The 22,661-nt window shown below is 70.0% G+C and carries 24 protein-coding genes; 18 read left to right on the forward strand and 6 right to left on the reverse strand.

The annotated features are described in order from the left end of the window. Window positions 1–5 precede the first annotated feature (5 nt). Window positions 6–1,256, reverse strand: coding sequence for an FHA domain-containing protein (locus CF8_RS03350; RefSeq protein WP_010831734.1), 1,251 nt, complete (start codon window positions 1,254–1,256; stop codon window positions 6–8). A gap of 284 nt (window positions 1,257–1,540) precedes the next feature. On the opposite strand from CF8_RS03350, the gene CF8_RS03355 reads away from it, so the two are divergent. The 12 genes from CF8_RS03355 (at window position 1,541) to rplQ (ending at window position 15,805) form a co-directional block, all read left to right on the forward strand. Then, window positions 1,541–6,847, forward strand: coding sequence for an Ig-like domain-containing protein (locus CF8_RS03355; RefSeq protein ID WP_010831735.1), 5,307 nt, complete (start codon window positions 1,541–1,543; stop codon window positions 6,845–6,847). After that, entirely contained in the window at window positions 6,844–7,062 is a 219-nt protein-coding gene (locus CF8_RS03360; protein ID WP_036490069.1) for a hypothetical protein, read from the forward strand. Before CF8_RS03355 ends, CF8_RS03360 begins: the two co-directional genes overlap by 4 nt. A gap of 29 nt (window positions 7,063–7,091) precedes the next feature. Next, entirely contained in the window at window positions 7,092–8,060 is a 969-nt protein-coding gene (locus CF8_RS03365; RefSeq protein ID WP_010831736.1) for an AAA family ATPase, read from the forward strand. 4 nt (window positions 8,061–8,064) lie between these two features. Further along, window positions 8,065–9,246 carry a DUF58 domain-containing protein gene (locus CF8_RS03370; RefSeq protein WP_442937094.1) on the forward strand — a complete coding sequence of 394 codons (1,182 nt, stop codon included), beginning with the start codon at window positions 8,065–8,067 and terminating at the stop codon, window positions 9,244–9,246. Further along, complete coding sequence (locus CF8_RS03375) at window positions 9,243–11,675, forward strand: transglutaminase-like domain-containing protein (RefSeq protein WP_010831738.1); 2,433 nt, start codon at window positions 9,243–9,245, stop codon at window positions 11,673–11,675. The genes CF8_RS03370 and CF8_RS03375 overlap by 4 nt, the downstream gene beginning before the upstream one ends. A 251-nt stretch (window positions 11,676–11,926) precedes the next feature. Further along, window positions 11,927–12,148, forward strand: coding sequence for a translation initiation factor IF-1 (infA, locus tag CF8_RS03380; RefSeq protein ID WP_036490070.1), 222 nt, complete (start codon window positions 11,927–11,929; stop codon window positions 12,146–12,148). A gap of 29 nt (window positions 12,149–12,177) precedes the next feature. Next, window positions 12,178–12,291, forward strand: coding sequence for a 50S ribosomal protein L36 (rpmJ, locus tag CF8_RS03385; protein WP_010831740.1), 114 nt, complete (start codon window positions 12,178–12,180; stop codon window positions 12,289–12,291). Window positions 12,292–12,468: 177 nt separating this feature from the next. Next, on the forward strand, window positions 12,469–12,843 hold the full coding sequence (rpsM, locus tag CF8_RS03390) for a 30S ribosomal protein S13 (protein ID WP_036490072.1): 375 nt from the start codon (window positions 12,469–12,471) through the stop codon (window positions 12,841–12,843). 70 nt (window positions 12,844–12,913) lie between these two features. After that, window positions 12,914–13,309, forward strand: a complete 396-nt coding sequence (gene rpsK, locus CF8_RS03395; protein ID WP_010831742.1) for a 30S ribosomal protein S11 — start codon at window positions 12,914–12,916, stop codon at window positions 13,307–13,309. A 26-nt stretch (window positions 13,310–13,335) separates the two neighbouring features. Next, a complete protein-coding gene (gene rpsD, locus CF8_RS03400) occupies window positions 13,336–13,944 on the forward strand; it encodes a 30S ribosomal protein S4 (RefSeq protein ID WP_036490073.1) in 609 nt (202 codons plus the stop codon). 103 nt (window positions 13,945–14,047) lie between these two features. Continuing rightward, window positions 14,048–15,064, forward strand: coding sequence for a DNA-directed RNA polymerase subunit alpha (locus CF8_RS03405; protein ID WP_036490077.1), 1,017 nt, complete (start codon window positions 14,048–14,050; stop codon window positions 15,062–15,064). 72 nt (window positions 15,065–15,136) lie between these two features. Beyond that, a complete protein-coding gene (rplQ, locus tag CF8_RS03410) occupies window positions 15,137–15,805 on the forward strand; it encodes a 50S ribosomal protein L17, sunset domain variant (RefSeq protein ID WP_010831745.1) in 669 nt (222 codons plus the stop codon). Between the two features lie 71 nt (window positions 15,806–15,876). Here rplQ and CF8_RS03415 read toward each other — a convergent pair whose 3' ends face one another. Further along, window positions 15,877–16,230 (reverse strand): GntR family transcriptional regulator, encoded by a 354-nt coding sequence (locus CF8_RS03415; protein ID WP_010831746.1) that lies wholly within the window; start codon window positions 16,228–16,230, stop codon window positions 15,877–15,879. A 52-nt stretch (window positions 16,231–16,282) separates the two neighbouring features. On the opposite strand from CF8_RS03415, the gene CF8_RS03420 reads away from it, so the two are divergent. Next, a complete protein-coding gene (locus CF8_RS03420) occupies window positions 16,283–17,200 on the forward strand; it encodes a PfkB family carbohydrate kinase (protein WP_010831747.1) in 918 nt (305 codons plus the stop codon). 1 nt (window position 17,201) lies between these two features. Here CF8_RS03420 and CF8_RS03425 read toward each other — a convergent pair whose 3' ends face one another. The 3 genes from CF8_RS03425 to CF8_RS03435 are packed head-to-tail and all read right to left on the reverse strand — an operon-like array spanning window position 17,202 to window position 18,611. After that, complete coding sequence (locus tag CF8_RS03425) at window positions 17,202–17,768, reverse strand: TIGR03086 family metal-binding protein (RefSeq protein ID WP_010831748.1); 567 nt, start codon at window positions 17,766–17,768, stop codon at window positions 17,202–17,204. Next, the gene (locus CF8_RS03430; RefSeq protein ID WP_010831749.1) at window positions 17,755–18,258 is read right to left on the reverse strand and encodes an SRPBCC domain-containing protein; all 504 of its coding nucleotides are present in this window, start codon (window positions 18,256–18,258) and stop codon (window positions 17,755–17,757) included. Before CF8_RS03430 ends, CF8_RS03425 begins: the two co-directional genes overlap by 14 nt. Beyond that, complete coding sequence (locus tag CF8_RS03435; RefSeq protein WP_010831750.1) at window positions 18,255–18,611, reverse strand: ArsR/SmtB family transcription factor; 357 nt, start codon at window positions 18,609–18,611, stop codon at window positions 18,255–18,257. The genes CF8_RS03430 and CF8_RS03435 overlap by 4 nt, the downstream gene beginning before the upstream one ends. Window positions 18,612–18,710: 99 nt before the next feature. On the opposite strand from CF8_RS03435, the gene truA reads away from it, so the two are divergent. The 5 genes from truA to CF8_RS03460 all read left to right on the forward strand — a co-directional run bounded on the left by truA (window position 18,711) and on the right by CF8_RS03460 (window position 22,345). Beyond that, complete coding sequence (gene truA, locus CF8_RS03440) at window positions 18,711–19,541, forward strand: tRNA pseudouridine(38-40) synthase TruA (RefSeq protein ID WP_010831751.1); 831 nt, start codon at window positions 18,711–18,713, stop codon at window positions 19,539–19,541. 84 nt (window positions 19,542–19,625) lie between these two features. Next, entirely contained in the window at window positions 19,626–20,498 is an 873-nt protein-coding gene (locus CF8_RS20630; RefSeq protein WP_010831752.1) for an OmpA family protein, read from the forward strand. 10 nt (window positions 20,499–20,508) lie between these two features. Then, a complete protein-coding gene (locus tag CF8_RS22280; protein WP_198016940.1) occupies window positions 20,509–20,658 on the forward strand; it encodes a hypothetical protein in 150 nt (49 codons plus the stop codon). Continuing rightward, complete coding sequence (locus CF8_RS23595) at window positions 20,658–21,668, forward strand: sunset domain-containing protein (protein ID WP_051204102.1); 1,011 nt, start codon at window positions 20,658–20,660, stop codon at window positions 21,666–21,668. The genes CF8_RS22280 and CF8_RS23595 overlap by 1 nt, the downstream gene beginning before the upstream one ends. A gap of 77 nt (window positions 21,669–21,745) precedes the next feature. Further along, window positions 21,746–22,345: a class I SAM-dependent methyltransferase gene (locus CF8_RS03460; RefSeq protein WP_010831754.1), complete on the forward strand. Its 600-nt coding sequence runs from the start codon at window positions 21,746–21,748 to the stop codon at window positions 22,343–22,345. A gap of 9 nt (window positions 22,346–22,354) precedes the next feature. Here the strand turns inward: CF8_RS03460 and CF8_RS03465 are convergent, their stop codons facing one another. Beyond that, complete coding sequence (locus tag CF8_RS03465) at window positions 22,355–22,648, reverse strand: hypothetical protein (RefSeq protein ID WP_010831755.1); 294 nt, start codon at window positions 22,646–22,648, stop codon at window positions 22,355–22,357. Window positions 22,649–22,661 lie beyond the last annotated feature (13 nt).

Consider the following 22,661-nt stretch of genomic DNA (forward strand, 5'->3'; position numbering starts at 1 on the left):
GGCACTCACCGCGGCACCACCGGACCGACCTCGAAGCGGACCTCGTAGACCTCGGCGAGATCGAGGCTGCAACCGGGCTCGAGGACATAGGCCTCACGGGCGCGCATTCGTTCGGGTTCGCGTCCGGGCATGGTGAGCATCGTGCCACCCCGAGAGTCGAGGTCGCGCGCCAGCACGTTCCAGCCGTCCAGCTCGATGTGCAGGTGCATGCGGGACACGAACGTGTGGTCCGAGGGCAGGTGGACGAGGTGGGGCCAGTCGGTGCTGCCCTCCAGCGGGGCGGGCTTGCGGCCCAGCACGACGCCTCGATCGAGCGGCACGACCTCGCCCGTGGGGAGGCGCAGCCCGCCCAGGACCGGTCGCGGCACCCGTCGTGGCTCCTGCGGTGCGACCGGCTGGCGGCACACCCGGCACACCTTGCTGTCGGCCGGTGTGAGGTGACCGGTCTGGCAGCTCACCGCGAGCACCGTGTCGCTGGTGCCGTGGCGCAGGTGGGATGCGAGCTCGGGCCGGTGCACCGTCGACCCGTCGTGGTCGTCGTCCGCGTCGTCGACGTGGGGGTCGAGGAGCCCGGAGGCGACGTCGGCGGTCGCCGGCTGGATCGTGGTGTGCGCGCCCTCGGAGATGCGCTCCACGAACCCGGGTCCGGGCTCGGTCGTGTCGCCCAGGGGACCGGTGTCGTGCCCGGCTTCGTCGGTGGGCCGGCGGCGCGGGCGAGGGGGTGGTCCGTCGGGTCCGGTCGCGGCGAGGATCTCGTCGGGGATGCCGTCGATGAGCGGCCCCCCTGCGATCGGCGCCGGGGACGCGTGCACCCGGGGCGGCGAGACACGGTGGGCGAGCGGGCTGAGCGTCGCGCGCGACGCGGCCACGACCCCACCCGCGAGGCGACGCAGTCGCGGGACGGCCGCCGGATCCGCGCCGCCGTCGAGCGAGAGGATGCGGTCGGCACCGGAGACGCGGACGTGCCCGCGTCCGCGCGAGACGGAGGTGGAGCCGCCCTGGGCCAGGTCGACGATGGCCAGACCCGGAGGTTCGCCCGCGAACGCCTTGTCGACGATCGCCAGCACCTGCTCGGTGACGGAGGAGTCACTGGCGCGCGCTCCGGAGACCACGTCCCAGATCTCGTCCAGGACGTCGTCGTCCCCGGGGTCGGTCATGAGCACCCAGTGATCGCCCGCACCGAGGAGAACGCCGTCCCCTGCGGCGTACCTGGTCTCCACGACCACGACTGCCTCCTCACCCCATTGAGTGGCCACTGCTGTCCTACCCTGCCCCATGCCCGGGAGCGTGACCCTCACCATCGTCCCCGATGAGATGCCACTCTGTCTCAACTTGTCCTCGAGCGCACACCTACATACGCTCACGGTGCGACTTTCGGGTGGGTCGCACTGTCGTGTAGGGGGACGCAGGTGGCACGCTCTGGTTTCATTCGTCGGCACAAGGTGGCCGTGGCGTCCAACACTGCCCTCGTTCTCGCGGCCGGCGCGGTCATCGGCGCGAGCACGTCGTCACGCTCGATGCGACGTCCGGGGAGCTCGCCGTGATCGACGGCGCCTCGGCCACAGTGCCTGCCGACAGCGTGCTCCAGCAGCCCGGTCCGGACGCGGACGCGGTGCTCGTGGCCTCGCCCGACGCCCTGCTCAGCATCGACCTCGAGTCCGGCACCAGCACCGTCGTGGACGAGGGGGGCGGCACCCCCATCGCGCCGGTCCGGCTGGGTGCCTGCTCCTACGCCGCCTGGTCCGGCGGCAACGGGGCGGTGACGGTCCAGTGCGGCGACGACGAGGCCACGTCCTCGACCCTGGTCGCCAGGTCCAGCCATCTCTCCTTCCGGGTCAACCGTGGCCAGATCGTCCTCAACGACGACCGGAGCGGCAACGTCTGGGACCTGGACTCGCCGGAACCGAAGGAGATCGACAACTGGACCGCCTTCACCACGAGCAAGGAATCGAAGGACGAGGACCAGAAGAACCAGCAGCAGACCACGGGCGATCGCACCCCGCCCGAGGCCAAGCCGGACCAGTACGGCGCCCGCGCGGGCCGCACCACGGTGCTGCACCCCCTCGACAACGACTCCGCCCCCGAGGGCCGGCTGCTGAGCATCATCGACGTCGAGCAGCCGACCGGAGGTGCCACGGCCGAGATCAGCCCGGACGGCCAGACCATCTTGTTGCAGCTGCCGCAGAAGGCGCGCGCCACCTCGTTCGACTACTTCATCGACGACGGGCGCAACAACTTCAGCGCCCACGCGACCGTGAGCGTGGACGTGCGAGGGAGCGCAGACAACGAGCAGCCCGCCCTGCGCAAGGGCTTCGAGCCCCGCACCTGGCGCACCGCCGCGAACAGCTCGGTGACCATCCCGGTGCTCGCCGACTGGCGAGACGACAGCGACGGTGACTCCCTCGTCCTGGACTCGGCCGTGGTGCTGGGAGCCGGCGACTCGGGCGCGGTGGCCCGGACGACGTCCGACGGCCGGGTCAGGTTCACCGGCTCGCGCGAGGGCGGCGAGACCTACCAGGTCGAGTACCTCGTCAGTGACGGACGTTCCGAGCCCGTCAAGGAGCTGCTGACCTTCGAGGTCCAAGAACGCCTCGACCGCCAGACGTTCCCGGCCGTCGCCCAGCCGGACGTCGTCCGTGGTGAGGAGGACCAGCCGATCAAGATCCGGCCACTGCTCAACGACCTGCCCGGGTCGGACCCAGGCACCCCCAACGCCGAGCTCGCGCTCGGCGGCAAGATCACCGACCAGACCGGCGCCACCATCAAGACCGATGTCGAGAACGGCGTCATCACGTTCATCGCCGACGATCCCGACACCTACTTCATCGAGTACGACGCCGCGTTCGGCAAGGCCCAGCTCGACGCGGCGACGGTGCGCATCGACGTACGCCCCCGGCCCAAGTCGCCCGGGGCCCCGATCACGATGCCGGACAACGTCACCGTCTACGACCAGGACGCCGGCATCGTCGATGTCCTGGCCAACGACCTCGATCCGGCGGGCGGCCTGCTCGTCGTGCAGAACGCGACGGCCGAGAACCCCAACCAGCTCGACGTGGCGATCATCGACGGCCGCTGGCTGCGGATCTCCTCGCGCCAGGGTGACCTCGCGCCCAACCCGCAGCTGGTGAACTACACCATCAGCAACGGCTCCATCTCGGGCATCGAGGGGGAGGTCTCGGTGAGCCAGCGACCGGCGCCGGCCGACAACACCCCGGTGACCACGACCGACCGGGTGCACGTGCGGGCCGGCACGTCGGTCACCGCACCGGTGCTGGACAACGACATCTCGCCCTCCGGCGACCGGCTCTCCCTGGTCGCGGACACCGCGCAGGAGGTGCCGGGCGAGCTCGAGATCGACGTGCCGGTCGACGTGAAGGGCGATGTCGGAACCGCGCTCGTGTCCGGTCGCAACGTCCGCTACATCGCCCCCGACCTCAAGGAGCGCGACTCCTTCGAGGTGCGCTACGTCGCGCAGTCGACGACCGGGGACAAGGCCCTCGGTCGCCTGATCGTGATCGTCACCCCGGCCGACGACCCCAACACCCCGCCCGAGCCGCCCACGCTGGAGGCCCGAGCGGTCTCCGGTGACGTCATCAAGGTGCGGCTGCCCGGCAGCGGGATCGACCCGGAGGGCGACCCGGTCACCATCGCGGGCATCACCTCGGCGCCGACGCGGGGCCGCGTGACGTCGTTCGGCGGCAACTACCTCACCTACCAGGCCTACCCGCGCACTGCCGGCACCGACGAGTTCGAGTACTCCGTTGTCGACAGCCGCGGTGCCGTGGCCACCGGGACCGTGCGCGTGGCCGTGGTGCCCCAGGGGGAGCCCCAGCCCCCGCTGGCCGTGGCCGACCAGGTCACTGTCGAACCCGGCCGCACGGCGGTCCTCGACCCGTTGGCCAACGACTACATCTCGCCCGGCGACGACGTCGCGATCCGGCTGATCGACCCGCCCGAGGGTGTCACCCACGACCCGGAGACCGACCTCGTCTCCGTCCCGGCGTCGAAAACCGCCCGGGGAGCGGCGCGGACGGTCTTCTACGAGATCAGCAACGGCGTCTTCTCCTCGATCGCCACCTTGCGCGTCGACACCGCGGACGCCTACAAGAACCCGCCGGTCGTCCATGACTCCTTCGGCCGCGCCGACGACAGCGGAAGCGTCTCGGTCAACGTCCTCGAGGACGCCTACGATCCCGACGGCACGCTGGGCGACCTGCACGTCACCGAGGTGATCGGCACCGAGGGCCGACCGAGTGTCAACCGTGCCGGCACCACCATCAAGGTCAACCGCGGTCTGAACCCGATCGTCGTCCCCTTCCGGGTCGAGGACGCCGATGGAGCGGCAGCGACCGCCTCGTTGTACGTCCCGCCGACCGGGACCGGGATTCCCTACGTCAAGCCCGATGCGCTGATCGAGCTCAAGGAGGGTGGCTCGGCGAAGGGCAGGCTCAAGGACTACGTCGTCAACCCGTCGGGAGGACAGCTCCGGTTGACCGGTCGCGGCTCCGTCTCGGCCTCGCCGAGTGAGCTCGAGTCCACGCGCGTGGACGACGACTCGTTCGAGGTCACCGCCCGCGACGGCTACCGCGGTCCCGGTGCGCTGCTCGTCGAGGTGACCACGGCGACGAACGCAGCCGGCAACGAGGATCCCCAGGACCCCACCGATGGCTACACCGCCCTGCTGTCGGTGCCCGTCCAGGTCGGCGACGACACCCCGGTCCTGGAGTGTCCGCAGACGACCATTCCCATCTCGGCGGGGGAGAGCTACGACCTGGACGTCGAGTCCTTCTGCACCGTGTGGACCCTCGACCCCGCAGACGCTCCTGAGCTCGACTACGCCGCCGAGTGGAGCAACAGCCTCGAGGGGCTGACCGTGTCGGGCGACGGGAGCCCGGTGCTGGAGATCTCAGCGGACGAGAACGCCGGCCGTGGCGGAGAGGCCACGCTCACGGTCACCGCCGGGGAGAGCCTGCCGGCGGAGATCCGCTTCCGGTTGACGAGCGCCCCACCGCCCAGCATGTTGCCCGTCCGTGCCCAGGAGATCGAGGCCGGCACCTCGCTCGACCTCGAGCTGGCTCGCTACCTCGAGTCCGGCGTCGCGGACCCGACACCCACGCTCGTGGACGTCGACCTGATCAGCGGCTCGGGCGTGAGCGCGAGCCCCGACGGCCGGTCGGGAGTCACCCTGCGTGCGGGCGCCGAGGCCCGCGGGAAGGTCGTCTTCCGCGTCGTCATGAGCGACATCGACGACTCGTCCGCAGGCCCCGCTCGCCGGGCGGAGGGCAGGATCGAGGTCGAGGTCGCCGGGGTGCCAGGTCAGCCGAGCAAGCCGTACTCCTACGAGAACGTGGAGAAGGGCTCCATCCGCCTCGGCTGGTTCGCACCCAAGGACGACGGTGGCTCCCCGATCACCGGCTACCGGATCATCGAGACGAGGTCCGGCGACCAGCGCACCTGTCGCACCAACGAGTGCGACTTCCCGGGACTCAAGGAGCAGAAGGACTACAACTTCCGCGTGCGCGCGGTGAACAAGGTGGGCCTGGGGCCGTGGAGCGAGCTGTCGGAGACGGCCTACGCCGACACCAAGCCGGGGCGTGTCGCCAACATCAAGATGGTCTCGCGCGGTGACCACACCATCACGCTGGGGTGGTCCAAGCCGCAGAGCACGACGCCGATCAAGCAGTACCTCGTGCGCTGGCAGGGACATGCGGTCCCCGTCGCCGGCAACACCCTGTCCGTGACCGACCTCGACAACAACAAGAAGTACACCTTCTCCGTCGAGTCGCAGAACGGTGCCGGCTGGTCGCCGCCGAGGGAGTCTGCCTTGATGCAGTCCCTCGGGACGCCGCTCGCCCCGGCGGGCCTGCGTGTCGTCGACCGCCAGTCCGGCCTGCAGGCCACGGACATCAGCGCGTCGTGGACGCCGACGGCACCGGAGGGTCCCGCGCCGACCTTCTACACCCTCTCCTACTCCGCCGACGGAGGGGCGCTCACGCCCGTGCCCGGCTGCACGCGCATCCAGGCCACGACGTGCACCCACAGCGGCGTGAAGTACGACGGCACGAAGTACAACTACGTCGTACAGGCCCACAACATCGAGAACAGCTCCCCGACCAGCGCACCGGTCGTCTTCGACGCGATCGGCAAGCCCGCCAACTGGGGCCCCTTCACGGCCACCCCCACCGGGGTGGACAACCAGGTGCAGGTCACGGGCACTGCCCCCGAGTCGCGGGGCAACCTCGCCCAGGCCGCCATCATCGTCGGTGGGGGAGTCGTCTGGGAGCGAGCGGTCACCCCGGGCGCCATCATCAACGAGCTCGTGTCCACGCCGGGCAACAACGCGCCGTACTCCGTCCAGATGCGGATGTGCAACGAGCACGCGGCCAGGGTCGGCTGCAGCACCTCCGAGCCGAAGTCGGTCCAGACCTACGGTCCGCTGACCCGGGCCCACCTCAACGACGTCAGCCCCAGTGTCAACGGGCTCACCGTCACCTGGACGATCAGCGGCACCTCCAACGGTGACGCGGCGGCCGTCGGGATCAAGGTCGACGGCGGTGTCGAGCAGGTGCGCCCGCAGAGCGGTCCCGGGCCGTTCTCGTTCACCCACGTCGTCACGGTCGACGACTACAACAAGCGCACCAGCATCGAGGTGCGGCTCTTCGACGACAGCCCGGCCAACCGCGGTCAGGCGGTGGTCTACGGACAGGTCGACTCCGGTGATCCGCCGCCGCCCAGCTTCACGATCACAAGGGCGCCCAGTGCTCCACGGCCGCGGACGCCGCGACGAACTGCCACAGCGTCGACAGCAGCGGCGGCTCGTGCGAGGAACCCAGCTGCGCCTTCGTGAACGTCGCCTACACCAACCAGGGCAAGGCCCTGAGCTGCTCGGTCGACGTCTGGTCCTTCAACCTCCTCGGCAACGGCTACTGGCAGACACGCAAGAACTTCACCGCGGAGGCGAAGACCACCACCTCATCGACGCCGATCACCTGGTGGGGCGAGACGAAGCGGGCGCTCCGGGTCAACTGCGGGCAGTACGCGTCCAACGAAATCGAATGGTAAATGCACACCCACACTGCGACAGGAGCACCATGACGATCAGCCACGAGCAGGCCGACTGGTTCAAGCAGACCTTCGACCAGCTGACCGACAACATGGAGATTGCGGTGCTGGGCAAGCGGCACGTCGTCCGCCTGGCGTTGACCTGCCTGTTGTCGGAGGGGCACATCCTCCTCGAGGACTTCCCCGGGACCGGCAAGACCATGCTGGCGCGCGCCCTGGCCAACACGGTCCAGGGCTCCAACGCCCGCATCCAGTTCACCCCCGACCTGCTGCCCTCCGACGTCATCGGCGTCACGGTCTACGACCAGCACAAGGGCACCTTCGACTTCCACCCCGGCCCGATCTTCCACACGATCGTCCTCGCCGACGAGATCAACCGTGCCTCGCCGAAGACCCAGTCGGCGCTGCTCGAGGTGATGGAGGAGAGCCGGGTCACCGTCGACGGCGTGGCGCACTCCGTCGGCCGGCCCTTCCTGGTGATCGCCACCCAGAACCCGATCGAGCAGGCGGGGACCTACCGCCTGCCCGAGGCACAGCTCGACCGCTTCCTGATGAAGACCTCGATGGGTTATCCCGACCGCGCTGCCACGATCGAGCTGCTCGTCAACGCGGCCGTGCGCGACCGGGCAGCGCTCGTCACGCCGGTCATCACGGCGGCCACGATCTCGCAGATGAGCGGTCTGGCCGACCAGGTCTACGTCGACCCCGCCGTGGTGGGCTATGTCGCCGAGCTCGCGGAGGAGTCGCGCCGCCAGCCGCACGTCAAGCTCGGCCTGTCGGCGCGCGGTTGCCTGGCCTTCATCCGCGTCGCCAAGACCTGGGCGGCCGCCGACGGTCGCGACCACGTCGTCCCCGACGACATCAAGGAGCTCGCCGAGCCCGTGCTGTCGCACCGCCTCCTCCTCGACGCCGAGGCTCAGTTCAGCGGCGTCAGCGTGCAGACGGTCATCGGCCGGCTGCTCGACTCGGTCGCGCCGCCGACCGACCGGGTGGCCTGAGCCGTTGATGGAGCGGGTCAAGCAGCTGCTGAGGATCGTCCGCCCGGTGGGGTGGCTGATCCTCGGCCTCGGCATGGGCGCGGCGTACGTCGCGGTCGTCGCCAACTGGCGCGAGCTGGCCGTCATCGCGGCAGCCTGCCTGCTGCTGCTCGCCCTCGCCGCGCCGTTCCTGATCGGTCGCACCAACGTCGCGGTCGACCTGCGGCTCGAGCCCGAGCGGGTGGCGGCGGGGGAGTCGGTCGCCGCCGGCGTGGTCGTCACGAACATCGCCAACGGCCGCCTCATCCCCACGACCCTCGAGGTTCCGGTCGGGTCGTCGATGCACCGCTACGGCATCGCGTCGCTGCCGGCCGGCGGTCGGCACGAGGAGTCGTTCACCATCCGCACCGAGCACCGCGGCGTGATCGCCGTGGGACCGGCCACGACCCGGCGTGGCGACCCGATCGGCATCTTCTCGCGCGACATGGTCTGGACCCCGGTGCGGGAGGTCCTGGTGCGTCCCCCGATGGTGCCGCTCGACTCGCTGGGCGCCGGACTGCTGCGCGACCTCGAGGGGGTCTCGACCGACGCCCTGTCCCAGAGCGACCTGGCCTTCCATGCGCTGCGCGAGTACGTCCCCGGTGACGACCTGCGCCACATCCACTGGCGCTCGTCCGCCAAGGTGATGGCCTCCGGCGGCGACTCCAACCTGCTCGTGCGCCAGTACCTCGACACCCGCCGCAGCCACGCCGCGATCGTGGTCGACGACGTCGCGTCCTCGTGGGCCGATCCCGACCACTTTGAGTCGGCCATGTCGGTGGCGGCCTCGATCGCCGTACGCGCCGTGCTGGACGAGTTCGACGTCTCCTTCGTCTGCGGCGACACCGCCTCGACCGGCAACGACGGGCACCTGGCCCTCGACGCCGTCTGCCGCGCGGAGCACGGTCGCTCCGGCATCGTGAAGTCGGCGCGCCGCGCCACCCAGGTCGCGCCCGACTGCAGCCTGGTGTTCCTGATCGGCGGCCCCGGCACGGAGTTCACCGACCTGCTGCGCGGCGCTGCCGCGTTCCCCCCTGAAGTACGCCGCTACGCGATCCTCATCGACCCGTCGGGCACCAGCCGGGTGACCGAGACCGGCGGCCTGCCCGTGCTGCACCTCGCCGAGACGAACGACCTCGGCGGACTCCTCCTCTGGAGCGTCAAGTGAGCGCACCCCACTCGGGCGTCGACACCGTCACCCGCTCGCGCCGCAACCAGCTGCTGCCCGACCCGGCGACGTCGCTGGACCTGCTCTTCGTCCTGCTGCTGGGCGGACTCGCCCTGAGCGGCTTCGCGACGTCCTTCACCGGCTGGGGATTCCTGGTCGTGGGGCTCATCGGCGTGGCGCTGGGGATCGTGGTCGCCCACACCACCCGCACCCTCGGCTGGCCGCTCATCGCACCGGTCATGATCGTGGCGGTGCTGTTCTTCCTGCTGGGCGGCCCGTTGTGCCTGCGGTCGGTGGGCGACACCGCCTTCCTGCCCGGTGGCTCGACGCTCGGGACGCTCGTCGACCAGGCGATCTTCGGCTGGAAGGACATGCTCACCACGCTGCCCCCGGTCGACGGCGACGGCCCGCTGCTCGTCCTGCCGTGGTTGCTGGGCCTGACGGCGGGCGTGCTCGGCACCGTGCTGAGCGGCGTGCGGCTGCCGCGTGCCTGGCTGAGCGCGCTGCTGCCCGTGCTCGCGATGACGGGGGTCCTGGTCGCGGTCATCCTGCTCGGCGTGCGCCACCCGCAGTCGGTCCTGGTGCAGGGCTCGGTGTTCGCCGCCGCAGCGCTCGGCTGGCTGGCGATCCGGGCCCGCCGCGCCTCCGCCACGGTCCACGGCGGCAACTCCGGGTGGGGCCGCGTCGCGCTCGGGGGCGCCCTCGTGCTGCTGGCCTCGGCGCTGGCGCTGCCGGCCAGCGCGTTGGTCACCGGCGGCGACGACGAGGGTCGCACCGTGGTGCGCACCTGGGTCGAGCCGCCCTTCGACATCGGGCGCTACCCGTCGCCGCTGGCGGGGTTCCGCAAGTACATCGACCTCGGGAAGAACGAGGACCCGGCCAACGCCTACGACAAGACCCTCTTCACCGTCGAGGGTGCAGCCGGCCTGCGCATCCGCATCGCTGCCATGGACACCTACGACGGCCTGGTCTGGGGAGCCTCCAACGACGCGCTGCCCGGCGCCGGCGACGACTCCTTCCAGCGGGTCTCCTCGACCATCGACAACCCGGTCGAGGGCCGCGAGGTCGAGGTCACGGTGACCATCGGCGAGGGCTATGACGGCGCGTGGCTGCCGACCGTCGGTGCGCTGCAGGGCGTCGAGTTCCGCCAGGGCGACCCCGATGCCAAGGCCGAGTCCTTCCGCTACAACCTGGCCACGTCCACCGCGGTCGTGCCCTCCGGCATCCGCCGGGGGGACAGCTACTCGTTCACCGCGGTGCAGCCGGCCGACGACCTCACTCGGGAGACGCTCGCCTCCACCGCACTCGCAGCCTCGCCTCCCGGCACCGGCTTCCTCAAGGAGCCGGCCGCCGACTGGGCGGAGAAGGCCTCGACGCCGATCGAGCGGGTGCTCGCGATCGCCGAGCACCTGCGGACCGAGGGGAAGTACTCCGACGGCGTGCGCAAGGCCGAGCAGGTCTACCACCCCGGGCACCACGTCCAGCGCCTCTCCGACGAGTTCGTCAACGACGAGCAGATGGTCGGCAACGACGAGCAGTACGCCGCTGTGATGGCCCTGCTCGCCAACGAGGTGGGCGTGCCGGCGCGGGTCGTGCTGGGAGCTGTGGTTCCCGAGGACGGCGTCGTCACCGGCGAGCAGGTGGAGGCCTGGGTCGAGCTGCGCGCGGCCGACGGCTCGTGGCGGACGCTGCCCACCGAGGAGTTCATGTCCAAGGAGCCGCCGGCCGAGGAGCTGCCCGAGAACAACACCCCGATGAGCGGCACGGTCGTCCCTCCGCCCGCGCCGATCCCGCCGCCCTCCGACGCCGGCGAGCAGAGCGATGCCGACCTGAGGGAGCGCAAGGGCACCAAGGACGACCAGGACGAGGAGGCTTCGCTCGTCGCACGCCTGCCCGCTTGGGTGGTGTTCGCCGGCAAGTACGTCGGTGGGCCGCTGCTGTTCCTGGCCGCTGTCCTGGCCGCCATCGTCGGGCTCAAGCTCCTCAGGCGCCGCCGGCGCCGCAGCGCTGCCAGTGTGTCCGCCCGCTTCGTCGGAGCCTGGCGCGAGCTGGTCGACCATGCTCGCGACCTGGGCCAGCCGGTGCCGCTGGGCCCCACCGTGACCCGGCGTGAGCAGTCGGGGTCGATCGGCTCGGAGTCCGCGCCTGCCCTCGCCCGTCGAGCCGACAGCTTCGTCTTCGGCCCGGTCGTGCCCGAGGCCGCGGCGGCCACGACGTACTGGCGATCGGTCGATTCCGAGCGCAGGGCCATGTCACGCTCGGTGGGTCGGCGTCGTCGGTGGTTGGCGGCGATCAACGTCGCATCGCTGCGACGTGGCAAGATGACCCCCGCGTCGCCTCGTTCGACGCCCGACGAGCAGGCCCAGGGCCTGCCCGCCCCACCCCGGCCGACCAGGCGGGTGCGCGGTGGCCGGCGCCGCTCGTCCTGATTGGTCTTTTGGTCCCGCGACTGACTAAACTGGCGTGTCGGCCCAACGTGGGTTGCGCTTCGTGGTGCCTCGCGGCTGCCCGAACACGGAACATTCGCTCGCAGGAGCGGGTCGTTGCGTGCCCGGGAAGAGTCACCAGGAACCACCGCACGAGGTCCACCGTCACGCGACGGAGGTTCCCGGGCCACCCGTTCCACGCCGTGGAGCGGAGCACCAAACGGTAGAAGACCGAACAACAGATTGTGGAGGACATGCCGAAGAAAGAAGGCGTGATCGAGATCGAGGGCACCGTCGTGGAAGCCCTGCCGAATGCCATGTTCCGGGTCGAGCTGACCAACGGACACAAGGTCCTCGCCCACATCAGCGGCAAGATGCGCCAGCACTACATCCGGATCCTCCCCGAGGACCGCGTGGTGGTGGAGTTGTCTCCCTACGACCTGACCCGAGGTCGGATCGTCTACCGATACAAGTAGCAGCCACTCACGAGCTAGAAAGGGCTGACATGAAGGTCAACCCGAGCGTCAAGGCGATGTGCGACAAGTGCAAGGTCATCCGTCGCCACGGCCGCGTCATGGTCATCTGCGAGAACCCGCGTCACAAGCAGAGGCAGGGCTGAGCCCAGGCTCAGCACAGACGTAGCAACAACTGAATCACCCACAACGTGATCGCTAGGTCAGGGAGCTCCGACTCCTTGGCCGAAACCACCTCCGGAGCATTGGCCGGAGCCCACCCGAGGCGGGATGGGACGCGACACGACCAGAAACCACTGCGAGAACAGACAAGGAAACGCCACATGGCACGCCTCGTTGGTGTGGACCTCCCGCGCGACAAGCGCATCGAGATCGCACTCACCTACATCTACGGCATCGGCCGTACCCGCTCCCAGCAGCTGCTCGCCGCGACCGGGGTTGACCCGAACGCCCGCGTGCACACCCTCGGTGACGAGGAGCTGGTCAAGCTTCGCGATGAGATCGAAGCCAACTTCAAGATCGAGGGTGACCTCCGACGCGAGGTCCAGGCGGACATCCGCCGCAAGATCGAGATCGGCAGCTACCAGGGTCGCCGCCACCGCATGGGCCTGCCGGTCCGCGGCCAGCGCACCAAGACCAACGCGCGCACCCGCAAGGGTCCCAAGCGCACTGTCGCCGGCAAGAAGAAGGCCAAGTGATCGCAACGCTCACGCGTTGATCACCGCCGATTCACGAAGCTTCCAGACCAGAAACTCATAGGAGAAATCTATGCCTCCCAAGAGCCGCGCCACCAAGGTGCGTCGCAAGGAGAAGAAGAACATTGCTCAGGGCGAAGCCCACATCAAGAGCACGTTCAACAACACCATCGTCACCATCACCGACCCCACCGGCGCCGTGATCTCGTGGGCCTCTGCCGGCACCGTCGGCTTCAAGGGCTCGCGCAAGTCCACGCCGTTCGCCGCGCAGATGGCTGCTGAGGCCGCTGGTCGTCGGGCCATGGACCACGGGATGAAGAAGATCGACGTCTTCGTCAAGGGTCCGGGTTCGGGTCGCGAGACCGCGATCCGCTCGCTGGGTGCCATCGGCCTCGAGGTCGGCACCATCCAGGACGTCACCCCCACCCCCCACAACGGTTGCCGCCCGCCCAAGCGCCGGCGCGTCTGACCCGAGACTGAGAAAGAGAGACTGACATGGCCCGTTACACCGGACCCATGAGCCGTAAGTCGCGCCGTCTCGGTGTCGACCTCGTCGGCGGCGACTCGGCATTCGAGAAGCGCCCCTACCCCCCCGGCCAGCACGGCCGCGGACGCATCAAGGAGAGCGAGTACCTCCTCCAGCTGCGTGAGAAGCAGAAGGCCCGTTTCACCTACGGCGTCATGGAGAAGCAGTTCCTTCGCTACTACAAGGAAGCGAACCGTCGCCAGGGCAAGACCGGCGAGAACCTGCTCCAGCTCCTCGAGTGCCGTCTCGACAACGTCGTCTACCGTGCCGGCTTCGCCCGCACCCGTCGCGCTGCTCGCCAGCTCGTCGTGCACGGTCACTTCCTGGTCAACGGCCACAAGGTCGACATCCCCAGCTTCCAGGTCTCCGCTCACGACATCATCGACGTGCGCGAGAAGTCGCTGGAGATGACGCCGTTCATCGTGGCTCGTGAGACCCACGCCGAGCGTCACGTCCCGGCGTGGCTGCAGGCGCTCCCCGGCCGGATGCGCATCCTCGTGCACCAGGTCCCGGTCCGTGCGCAGATCGACACGCAGGTCACCGAACAGCTGATCGTCGAGTACTACTCCAAGAAGTAATCCCTGGTCGGTGGCCGCTCGTCCGCGGGCGGCCCCCGACGCCTCCTTTTCACGTGAGATCGGGTCCATCAAATGGTGGTTGGATCCGGGAAGGAAAGAATCAGTGCTTATCGCTCAGCGCCCGACCCTGTCCGAAGAGACCGTGGACGAGTACCGCTCGCGCTTCGTCATCGAGCCCCTCGAGCCCGGCTTCGGCTACACCCTCGGCAACTCGCTGCGACGTACCCTCCTGTCCTCCATCCCGGGGGCCTCGGTCACGAGCATCAAGGTGGACACCGTCCTCCACGAGTTCTCGACCATTGAGGGTGTCACCGAGGACGTCACCGAGATCATCCTCAACCTGAAGGGCCTGGTCGTCTCCTCCGAGCACGACGAGCCCGTCACGATGTACCTCCGCAAGTCGGGCGCCGGTGCTGTCACCGCCGCCGACATCGCGCCGCCCGCCGGTGTCGAGGTGCACAACCCCGAGCTCCTGATCGCCACGCTGTCCGACAAGGGCAAGCTGGAGATGGAGCTCGTCGTCGAGCGTGGCCGCGGCTACGTCTCGGCCGTCCAGAACAAGGGTGCCGACAACGAGATCGGCCGCATGCCGGTCGACTCGATCTACAGCCCCGTGCTGAAGGTGACCTACAAGGTCGAAGCCACCCGTGTCGAGCAGCGCACCGACTTCGACAAGCTCGTCATCGACGTCGAGACCAAGCAGTCGATGCGTCCGCGTGACGCCATCGCCTCGGCCGGCAAGACGCTGGTCGAGCTGTTCGGTCTGGCTCGTGAGCTCAACGTCGAGGCCGAGGGCATCGACATCGGCCCGTCGCCCGTCGACGAGCAGCTCGCCGCCGACCTCGCCCTTCCGGTCGAGGACCTGCAGCTGACCGTCCGTTCCTACAACTGCCTCAAGCGCGAGGGCATCCACACCGTGGGTGAGCTCATCAGCCGCTCGGAGCAGGACCTGCTCGACATCCGCAACTTCGGTGCGAAGTCGATCGACGAGGTCAAGGCCAAGCTGGTCGAGATGGGTCTGTCCCTCAAGGACAGCGCGCCCGGCTTCGACCCGCACGCTGCGCTCGCGGCGTACGGCGATGACGACGATGACGCCTTCGTCGAGGACGAGCAGTACTAACCCAAACCGCCGCTCGCACAGAGCGGCGTCTACCCCGGTACCTCGTACGGCCGGAGAGAATCGAGAAGAATCATGCCCAAGCCCAAGAAGGGCAAGCGCCTCGGCGGTAGCCCCGCCCACCAGCGCTTGATCCTTGCCAACCTGGTGACCGCGCTCTTCGAGCACGGTCGGATCACCACCACCGAGGCCAAGGCGCGCATGCTGCGCCCGTTCGCGGAGAAGCTGATCACCAAGGCCAAGCGTGGCGACCTGCACAACCGTCGTGAGGTCCTCAAGACCATCCGCGACAAGGGTGTCGTGCACGTTCTCTTCACCGAGATCGCGCCGACCTTCGCCGAGCGTCCCGGTGGCTACACCCGGATCACCAAGATCGGTCCGCGCAAGGGCGACAACGCCCCCATGGCGGTCATCGAGCTGGTGACCGAGGCCTACAGCCCGAAGGCTGCCTCGTCGAAGAAGACCGCTGCCACGGCCGCTCCGGTGGCCGAGGAGACCGAGGTCGCCGACACCGAGGTCAAGGGCTTCGCCGACGTGGACGGCTCGGACGAGCTGCCCGCCGGTGCGCACGCCCCGCTCGAGGACGCCGACCAGGCGCCCGAGGGCTTCCCGATCAAGGGCAACAAGGACTCGATGAAGTTCCACGAGCCGGACGGTCAGTGGTTCGCCGCGACCGTGGCCGAGCTGTGGTTCGACACCGCCGAGTCCGCTGAGGCCGCTGGCTTCACCCGCGCAGGCGAGTGAGTTAGCACCAGCCGCGACGCCGGGCCTGTCATCCCTCCGGGGATGGCGGGCCCGTCGTCATTTCGGCGCGCCTAGCCCTGCCACGCCGCCTCGACCAGGCGCACCGACTCCGGCAGGGTCAGCCCCTGGCGACGGCAGGCGGCGGCGTACGACGCGGCGGCATCGGAGACGGCAGCGCCGGCGTTCGTCGAGGTGACGAACGTGCCGCGCCGGCCCTCGGTGACGACGAGCCCGTCGGCCTCGAGCTCCTTGTAGACCCGGGCGACGGTGTTCACCGCCAGGCCCACCTCGGCGGCGAGGGCGCGCACCGTCGGGAGCCGAGCGCCGCTCGGCAGCACCCCGGCGGCGATCTGGCCCGCGATCTGGCTGCGCGCCTGCTCGAACGGCGGCACGTCGGCGTCGTGGTGGATCGGGTCCAGCTGCATGGCTCGAGCCTACGGCGGCCCGTCGCCGGCCGCGGAGTGGTAGACCAGCGTCATGGAACAGGTGGCCCTGGTCGTGGGTGAGGCGCTGGTCGATGTCGTGCACGGTCTCGACGGCACCGTGCGCGAGCACCCGGGTGGCAGTGCCGCCAACGCGGCCGTCGCGCTGGCACGGCTGGGGCGTCCGGTGCGTTTCGTGACGGCGTACGGCGACGACGACCGCGGCCGGCTCCTGGCCGACCACTTGGGCGACAACGGGGTGCGACTGGGCAGTGACCCGCTGGTGCTCGACCGGACGGCGACGGCCGAGGCGACGCTGGCCGCGTCGGGGGCCGCGTCCTACGAGTTCGACATCGAGTGGCGTCTCGGGGCCGTGCAGCTGCCCGCCGACGTCGACCCGGTCGCCGTGCTCTACGGCTCGATCGGAGCGGCCATCGACCCGGGAGCACGGGACGTCGCTGTCCTGGCGCAGCAGCACCGGCCGACCGCGCTGACCGTGTTCGACCTCAACGCCCGACCCGCCATCACCGGGAGGGGGCCTGGGGTCGCCGCCCGGGCCCGGGCGATGGCGGCGAACGCCGACGTGGTCAAGGCCAGCGACGAGGACCTCGAGCTGCTCTGGCCCGGTCGGGAGCACGCCGAGCTGGCCGCGGAGCTCCTCGCCGGTGGCACCGGCGCCGTCGTCGTCACCAGGGGCGAGGGGGGACTGCGCTGGTTCGCGCCCGCGGGGGAGGGGGAGGTGCCGGCACCGACGGCCACCGTGGCCGACACCATCGGTGCCGGCGACACGGTGACCGCGGCGGTGGTCGACGCCCTCTGGCAGCTCGGTGTCGTCGGGCCGGCCGCACGCGAAGGGTTGTCGGTGCTGCGTGCAGCCGACTGGACCGCAGTGCTGGAGCACGCCGCCCGCGCCGCCGCGATCACGGTCAGTCGGCCGGGTGGCGACCCGCCGTGGCGCCACGAGCTGGAGTGACTCAGCCGGGCGGGGCCCACGCGGGATCGCGACCGATGAAACCCATCAGCCGGTCGGCCACGGGCGCGTCCGGTGCGACGGGCACGGCATCGCCGTACTGACCAGAGCTGCGCAGCAGCTCCTCGATCGGCCGCATGCCCTCGAGCAGGGCGGTGGCGAAGTCCTCGTCCAGGCCGGGCTGCTGGCCGGTGGCGCGTGCCAGGTCCCAGGTGTGCATGAAGACGTCGGCGGTGTAGAACCGGTCGACCGCATCGGCGAGCCGGTGGGTCCCGGCTCGGGGGTGCGTGAAGGGCTCCTCGCCGCGAGCCTCGAGCAGTTCTTGTACGGCGCCTGCCTGGTGCTGCCACGCGGCGACCGGGTCGTCCGCGACGGCCGGTCCGGGCGGCAGGCCGAAGCCACCCGCGGCCAGGAAGCCCGGGAACCAGCCGACGAGGTGGTCGACCACGTCGCGGGCCGTCCACCCCGCCACCGGTGCGGGGGCCTCCCAGTCCCGGGTCGCTGCGACCCGGTCGCCGAAGGCGCCCGCGACCGCGCGGTGGCGCTCGGCCGGCGACTCAGGCAACGCCATCGGCCAGGAGCCTGTCCAGCTTGGCGTAGCCCTCGTGGACTCCGACCTCCATGCCGCTCGAGAGCATGCCGTCGCGGCCCTCGAAGGAGTCGCACAGCGAGAAGCCGTGCAGGCGGGTGCGCCCGTCGCCGAGGTCCTCGAAGGTCATCGTCTCGAGCGCGATCGCGTCGGGCATGCCCTCCCAGGTGAAGGTCTGCACGAGCTTGTCGTCGCCGACGTGGGGGAAGGTGCCGCGGAAGGCGTACTCCTCGCCGTCGCGCTCGGCGACATAGCGGTAGGAGCCGAGGGTGCGGCAGTCCCACTGGTCGATCCTGGTCGTGAGCGAGTCGGGGCCGACCCACTGCTTGAACAGCTCGGGGTCGGTGTGCGCCCGCATGAGCTGCTCAGGGGTGGCGGCGAAGTCGCGCCAGATGTGCACCGCGGGGACGCGGGGGTCTGCCTCGATCGCGGCCTCGGTGTAGCGGGTGTCGGGGTTCTGCGTGGTGGTCATGATGCTGTTCCTTCCTGCTGCTGGGTTGCGTTGTCCGTGTCCATGGCGGCCAGCACCGAGTCGAGGCGGCTGAACCGCTCCTCGGCCTGCCGGCGGTATCGCTCGATCCACTTCGTCATCAGGTCGAACACCTCTGCTTCCAGGTGCACCGGTCGGCGCTGGGCCTCCCGGGTCCGGCTGACCAGCCCTGCTTCCTCGAGCACCTTGAGGTGCTTGGAGACGGCCTGCAGGCTGACGTCGTACGGCGCCGCCAGGTCGTTCACCGTCGCGTCGGCCCGCGTCAGTCGCGCGACCATGTCGCGCCGGGTCGGGTCGGCCAGGGCGGCGAAGACCTTGGAGAGCTGGTCGGTCATGCGAGGCACCTTCCTCAACTGATTGATTGAATAGACGGTAGGACGTTCAGGGCGCGTTGTCAACCGATAGGTTGAATGATCAGCGCCTAAGATCTGCGGGTGCGCATCCGGCTCGACCTGTCCTACGACGGCACCGATTTCAGGGGATGGGCGACCCAGCCCGACTTCCGGACGGTCCAGGGGGCGCTCGAGGACGCGATCGCCATGGCGCTGCGGATCCCGTTGGTGCGCGTCGTGTGCGCCGGGCGGACCGACACGGGCGTGCACGCCCGCGGGCAAGTGGTGCACTTCGATGTGGATCCGGCAGATGTCGCACGCTCTGCCGGGCGCTCGAAGGGGCCTGCCCTGGACGCGTTGGTGCGCCGGCTCAACGGCATCCTGGACGGCGACGTGCGCGTACGCCGCGCGGTCGAGGCCGAACCGGGGTTCGACGCGCGCTTCTCGGCGCTCTGGCGTCGCTACGCCTATCGCATCGCGGATCGCCCCGAGCTGATCGATCCCCTCACCCGTCGACACGTGCTCGCCTGGGAGCGGCCGTTGGACGTCGACCTGATGAATGCGGGTGCCCAGCACCTGATCGGGTTGCAGGACTTCGCGACCTTCTGCAAGCGGCGGGAAGGCGCGACGACCGTGCGCACGCTGCTCGAGTTCGAGTGGACCCGGACCCCAGCCGACCTGATCGAGGGCCGGGTCGTGGCGGACGCCTTCTGCCACACCATGGTGCGGTCGCTGGTGGGCTGCCTGCTCATCGTGGGGGAGGGCCGACAGCCACCGGGGTGGGCTGCCGAGATGCTCGCCGGGCGCAGCCGCGACCCCAGCATGACCGTCGTGCACCCGCGCGGCCTGACCCTCGAAGAGGTTGGTTATCCCGACGCCGAGGAGCTGGCTGCACAGGCCGTTCGGACGAGGGCGCGCCGTACCGCCGAGTAGGCGGTAGTACCCAAAGGGGTGAAGCTGCCCTAGTTTGTGTGGCGATTCAACGTCTCATCCGTCGACTACTCGGGAAGTCTGCCCATGAACGAACGACAGGATCGCGTGCCCACGGGCACGACCCACGACCGCCGCACCGATACCCGGTGGGGCCACAGAAACCTGGGTGGGCCCTGGTGGCTCGCCCTGCTGCTGGTGCCGCTGCTGCTGGCGGCGCTGCTGACCGCCGTACGCGGCGGCGACATCGGCGACGACCTCCGTGGTCGCGCCCTGACCGCCCTCAAGGGAGCCGGCTTCGACGGCGTCGACGTCGACGCGAGCGGTCGTGACCTGACGCTCAGCGCCGCCGACGGCTCCGCGCTGAGCGCCGCCGACGCCGACAAGGCCCGCGACCTCGTCGCCGACGTGGACGGCGTCCGCGTCGCCAGCCTCGGCGACGGCCTCGACGGTGCCGGTGATGGTGCCGGTGCCGCCGACGGCAACGGTGACGAGGGCGACCAGGGCGCCGGCGACTCGGAGTCCGCGGAGCCCACCACCGAGCCCACCGACACGCAGGAGGCGAGCCCGTCCGCGACGGAGTCGTCCAGCGCGGCTGCCGGTGGCGTCAAGTGCAACGGCCTCCAGGCCAGCATCGACAAGGCGCTCGGCGCGGACTTCGTGCAGTTCGACGAGCTCCACCGCATCCCCAACGAGGCCTCCAAGGCCGAGCTGGCGGCCGTGGCCGAGCTGATCGCGCCGTGCACCGACCTGAAGATCACGGTCACCGGCTACACCGACAAGTTCGGGAGCAAGCGACTCTCGATCGCGCGTGCCCTGAACGTGTCGCAGATCCTCGTCGACGGTGGAGTCACCGCCGACATCCGCAAGGTCGGTGGGCACTTCTCGCGAGAGCTCGGCGACAACGAAACCCAGGCGGGGCGCGACCAGAATCGCTTCGCCACCATCACGGTGAAGTGAGGCTGACGACATGGCTTGGTTGTTCGCACAGCTCTGGTTCCTGATCCTGCTCGCCTTCGTGCTCGGCTCCCTGATCGCCTGGCTTCTCGCCAAGGTCGCGCTGCCGCACGTCGATGAGCTCGAGGCCGAGTCCGGCCTCTCCACGAAAGGTGTCCTCTGATGGGATGGCTGCTCGGTGAAAATTGGCTTTGGTTGTTGCTCAGCTTCCTGCTGGGCCTGGGGATCACGCTCTTCCTGATCCTGCGCAAGGTCGAGGTCTCGACGGTGTCGTCGAAGACGACGTACGCCGCGGCGGGAACGGGCGCCGCGGCTGCCGGTGTGGGCGCGGCCTCCCTCGCCGGGTCGAAGACGAAGGCCCCCTCGACCCCGAAGGCCACCTCGACCCCGAAGGCCCAGTCGACGTCGTTCGGCTCGTCCCGGGTCGAGGAGCCGTCGACGCCGGCCGCCACGCCGGTCGGTGCCCACGTGGCCGACCCGGTGGTCGAGTCGGCGCCGGTCTACGACGAGGTCGAGGCCACCCAGGCCCGCGACACCTCGTGGACGGACACGTCCTCCAACGGCTCGCGCTCCAGTGACTCGCTGTCCGGTGGCACGGTCGCCGGTGGCGCCGGCGCCGTCGCGGGTGGCGCCGTCGCGGGTGGCGCAGTCGCCGGTGGCTCCGCAGCGCTGGCCGACGAGGACGGTGCCACCCAGGCACGCGGCTTCGCCGGGACCGGTGGCACGACGAGCAGCTTCGGTGCGGGTTCGCTCGTGCCGGCAGCGGACGGCTCGTCGCCCGACCCGGCGTACACGATCAAGGGCAACGAGGACTCGATGCTCTTCCACCCGCCGGCCTCGCCCTACTACGGTCGCACCCGGGCCGAGGTGTGGTTCGACTCCGAGGACCGTGCGCGGTCGGCCGGGTTCACGCGGTGGGACGAGAAGGACAACACGTCCAAGGTCGCCGGGTTCGCGTCGCTGCCTGCGGCGGGCGCCTTCGGTGAGGGCTCCGCCGACCCGCTCGCGGACGGTGCGTCGCCGCACGAGTCGTTCACGATCAAGGGCAACGCCGACTCGATGCTCTTCCACACCGCTGAGTCGCCCTACTACGGTCGCACCAGGGCCGAGGTCTGGTTCGACTCCGAGGACCGGGCCCGCGCGGCCGGCTTCACGCGCTGGGACCAGCGCTGATCCATCAGCACGGCGAGGCCGCACCCGTTCTGCAGGGTGCGGCCTCGCTGCATTTCGTCGCACGAGAGGATGGCCCCGTGACCGAGGACCACTATTTCTCCGCCGACCCCGCCGCGCCGTTCGAGCGCGAGTCGTTCACGGTGGAGGCGTGGGGCAACGCCTTCGAGCTGGACAGCGGTGCGGGGGTGTTCAGCCGCGGCCACCTGGACCACGCGACCGCGGTGCTCTTCCGGGAGCTCGAGCCTCCGGTGCAGGGGCAGTTCCTCGACCTGGGCTGTGGCTACGGCCCGATCGGGCTCGCGATCGCCCGCGCCGTACCCCTCGCGACCGTCACCGGTGTCGACGTCAACGAACGGGCGCTGCTGCTCGCCAACGACAACGCCCGCGCGCTGGGCCTCGGCTCGCGCTTCGTCGCGGCGACGCCGGAGCAGATCCCCAGCGACATGACCTTCGACGAGATCTGGTCCAACCCGCCGATCCGGATCGGCAAGCCGGCGCTGCACGAGCTGCTGCTCACCTGGCTGCCTCGGTTGCGACCCGACGGACGCGCGGTCATGGTCGTGGGCAAGAACCTCGGTGCCGACTCGCTCCAGCGGTGGCTGGGCGAGCAGGGCTGGCCCACGGCGCGCCTTGCCAGCGTCAAGGGGTTCCGGGTGCTGGAGACGCGCCGGGGCTAGAGCCCCGCCTCAGTCCTCGTCGCTCTCGATCTGCTCGATGAGGTCGTCGGCACCCGCGTCGACCGCGAAGATCGGCAGGATGCTGACGACCCAGCTCGGGCGCTTGTCCTCGATCTCGTGGGCGAGGTCCCAGGCCTGCTGCGCGCCGACCGGGCCGAGCCGGACGTAGTCGCCCTCGTCCTCGTGCTCGTGGTCGGTGTCGATCTCGATCACCCAGGTCTGCGACCAGTCGTCGGCGAAGTCCTCGAAGGTGGTGTCTGCGTCGTCCGGGGTGTCTTCCGCGACGGGGTAGATCAGGGGCATGGTGAACTCCGTT

Origin of the sequence: Nocardioides sp. CF8 (genome assembly GCF_000389985.1) — a bacterium.
In the GTDB taxonomy this organism is placed as follows: Bacteria; Actinomycetota; Actinomycetes; order Propionibacteriales; family Nocardioidaceae; genus Nocardioides; species Nocardioides allogilvus.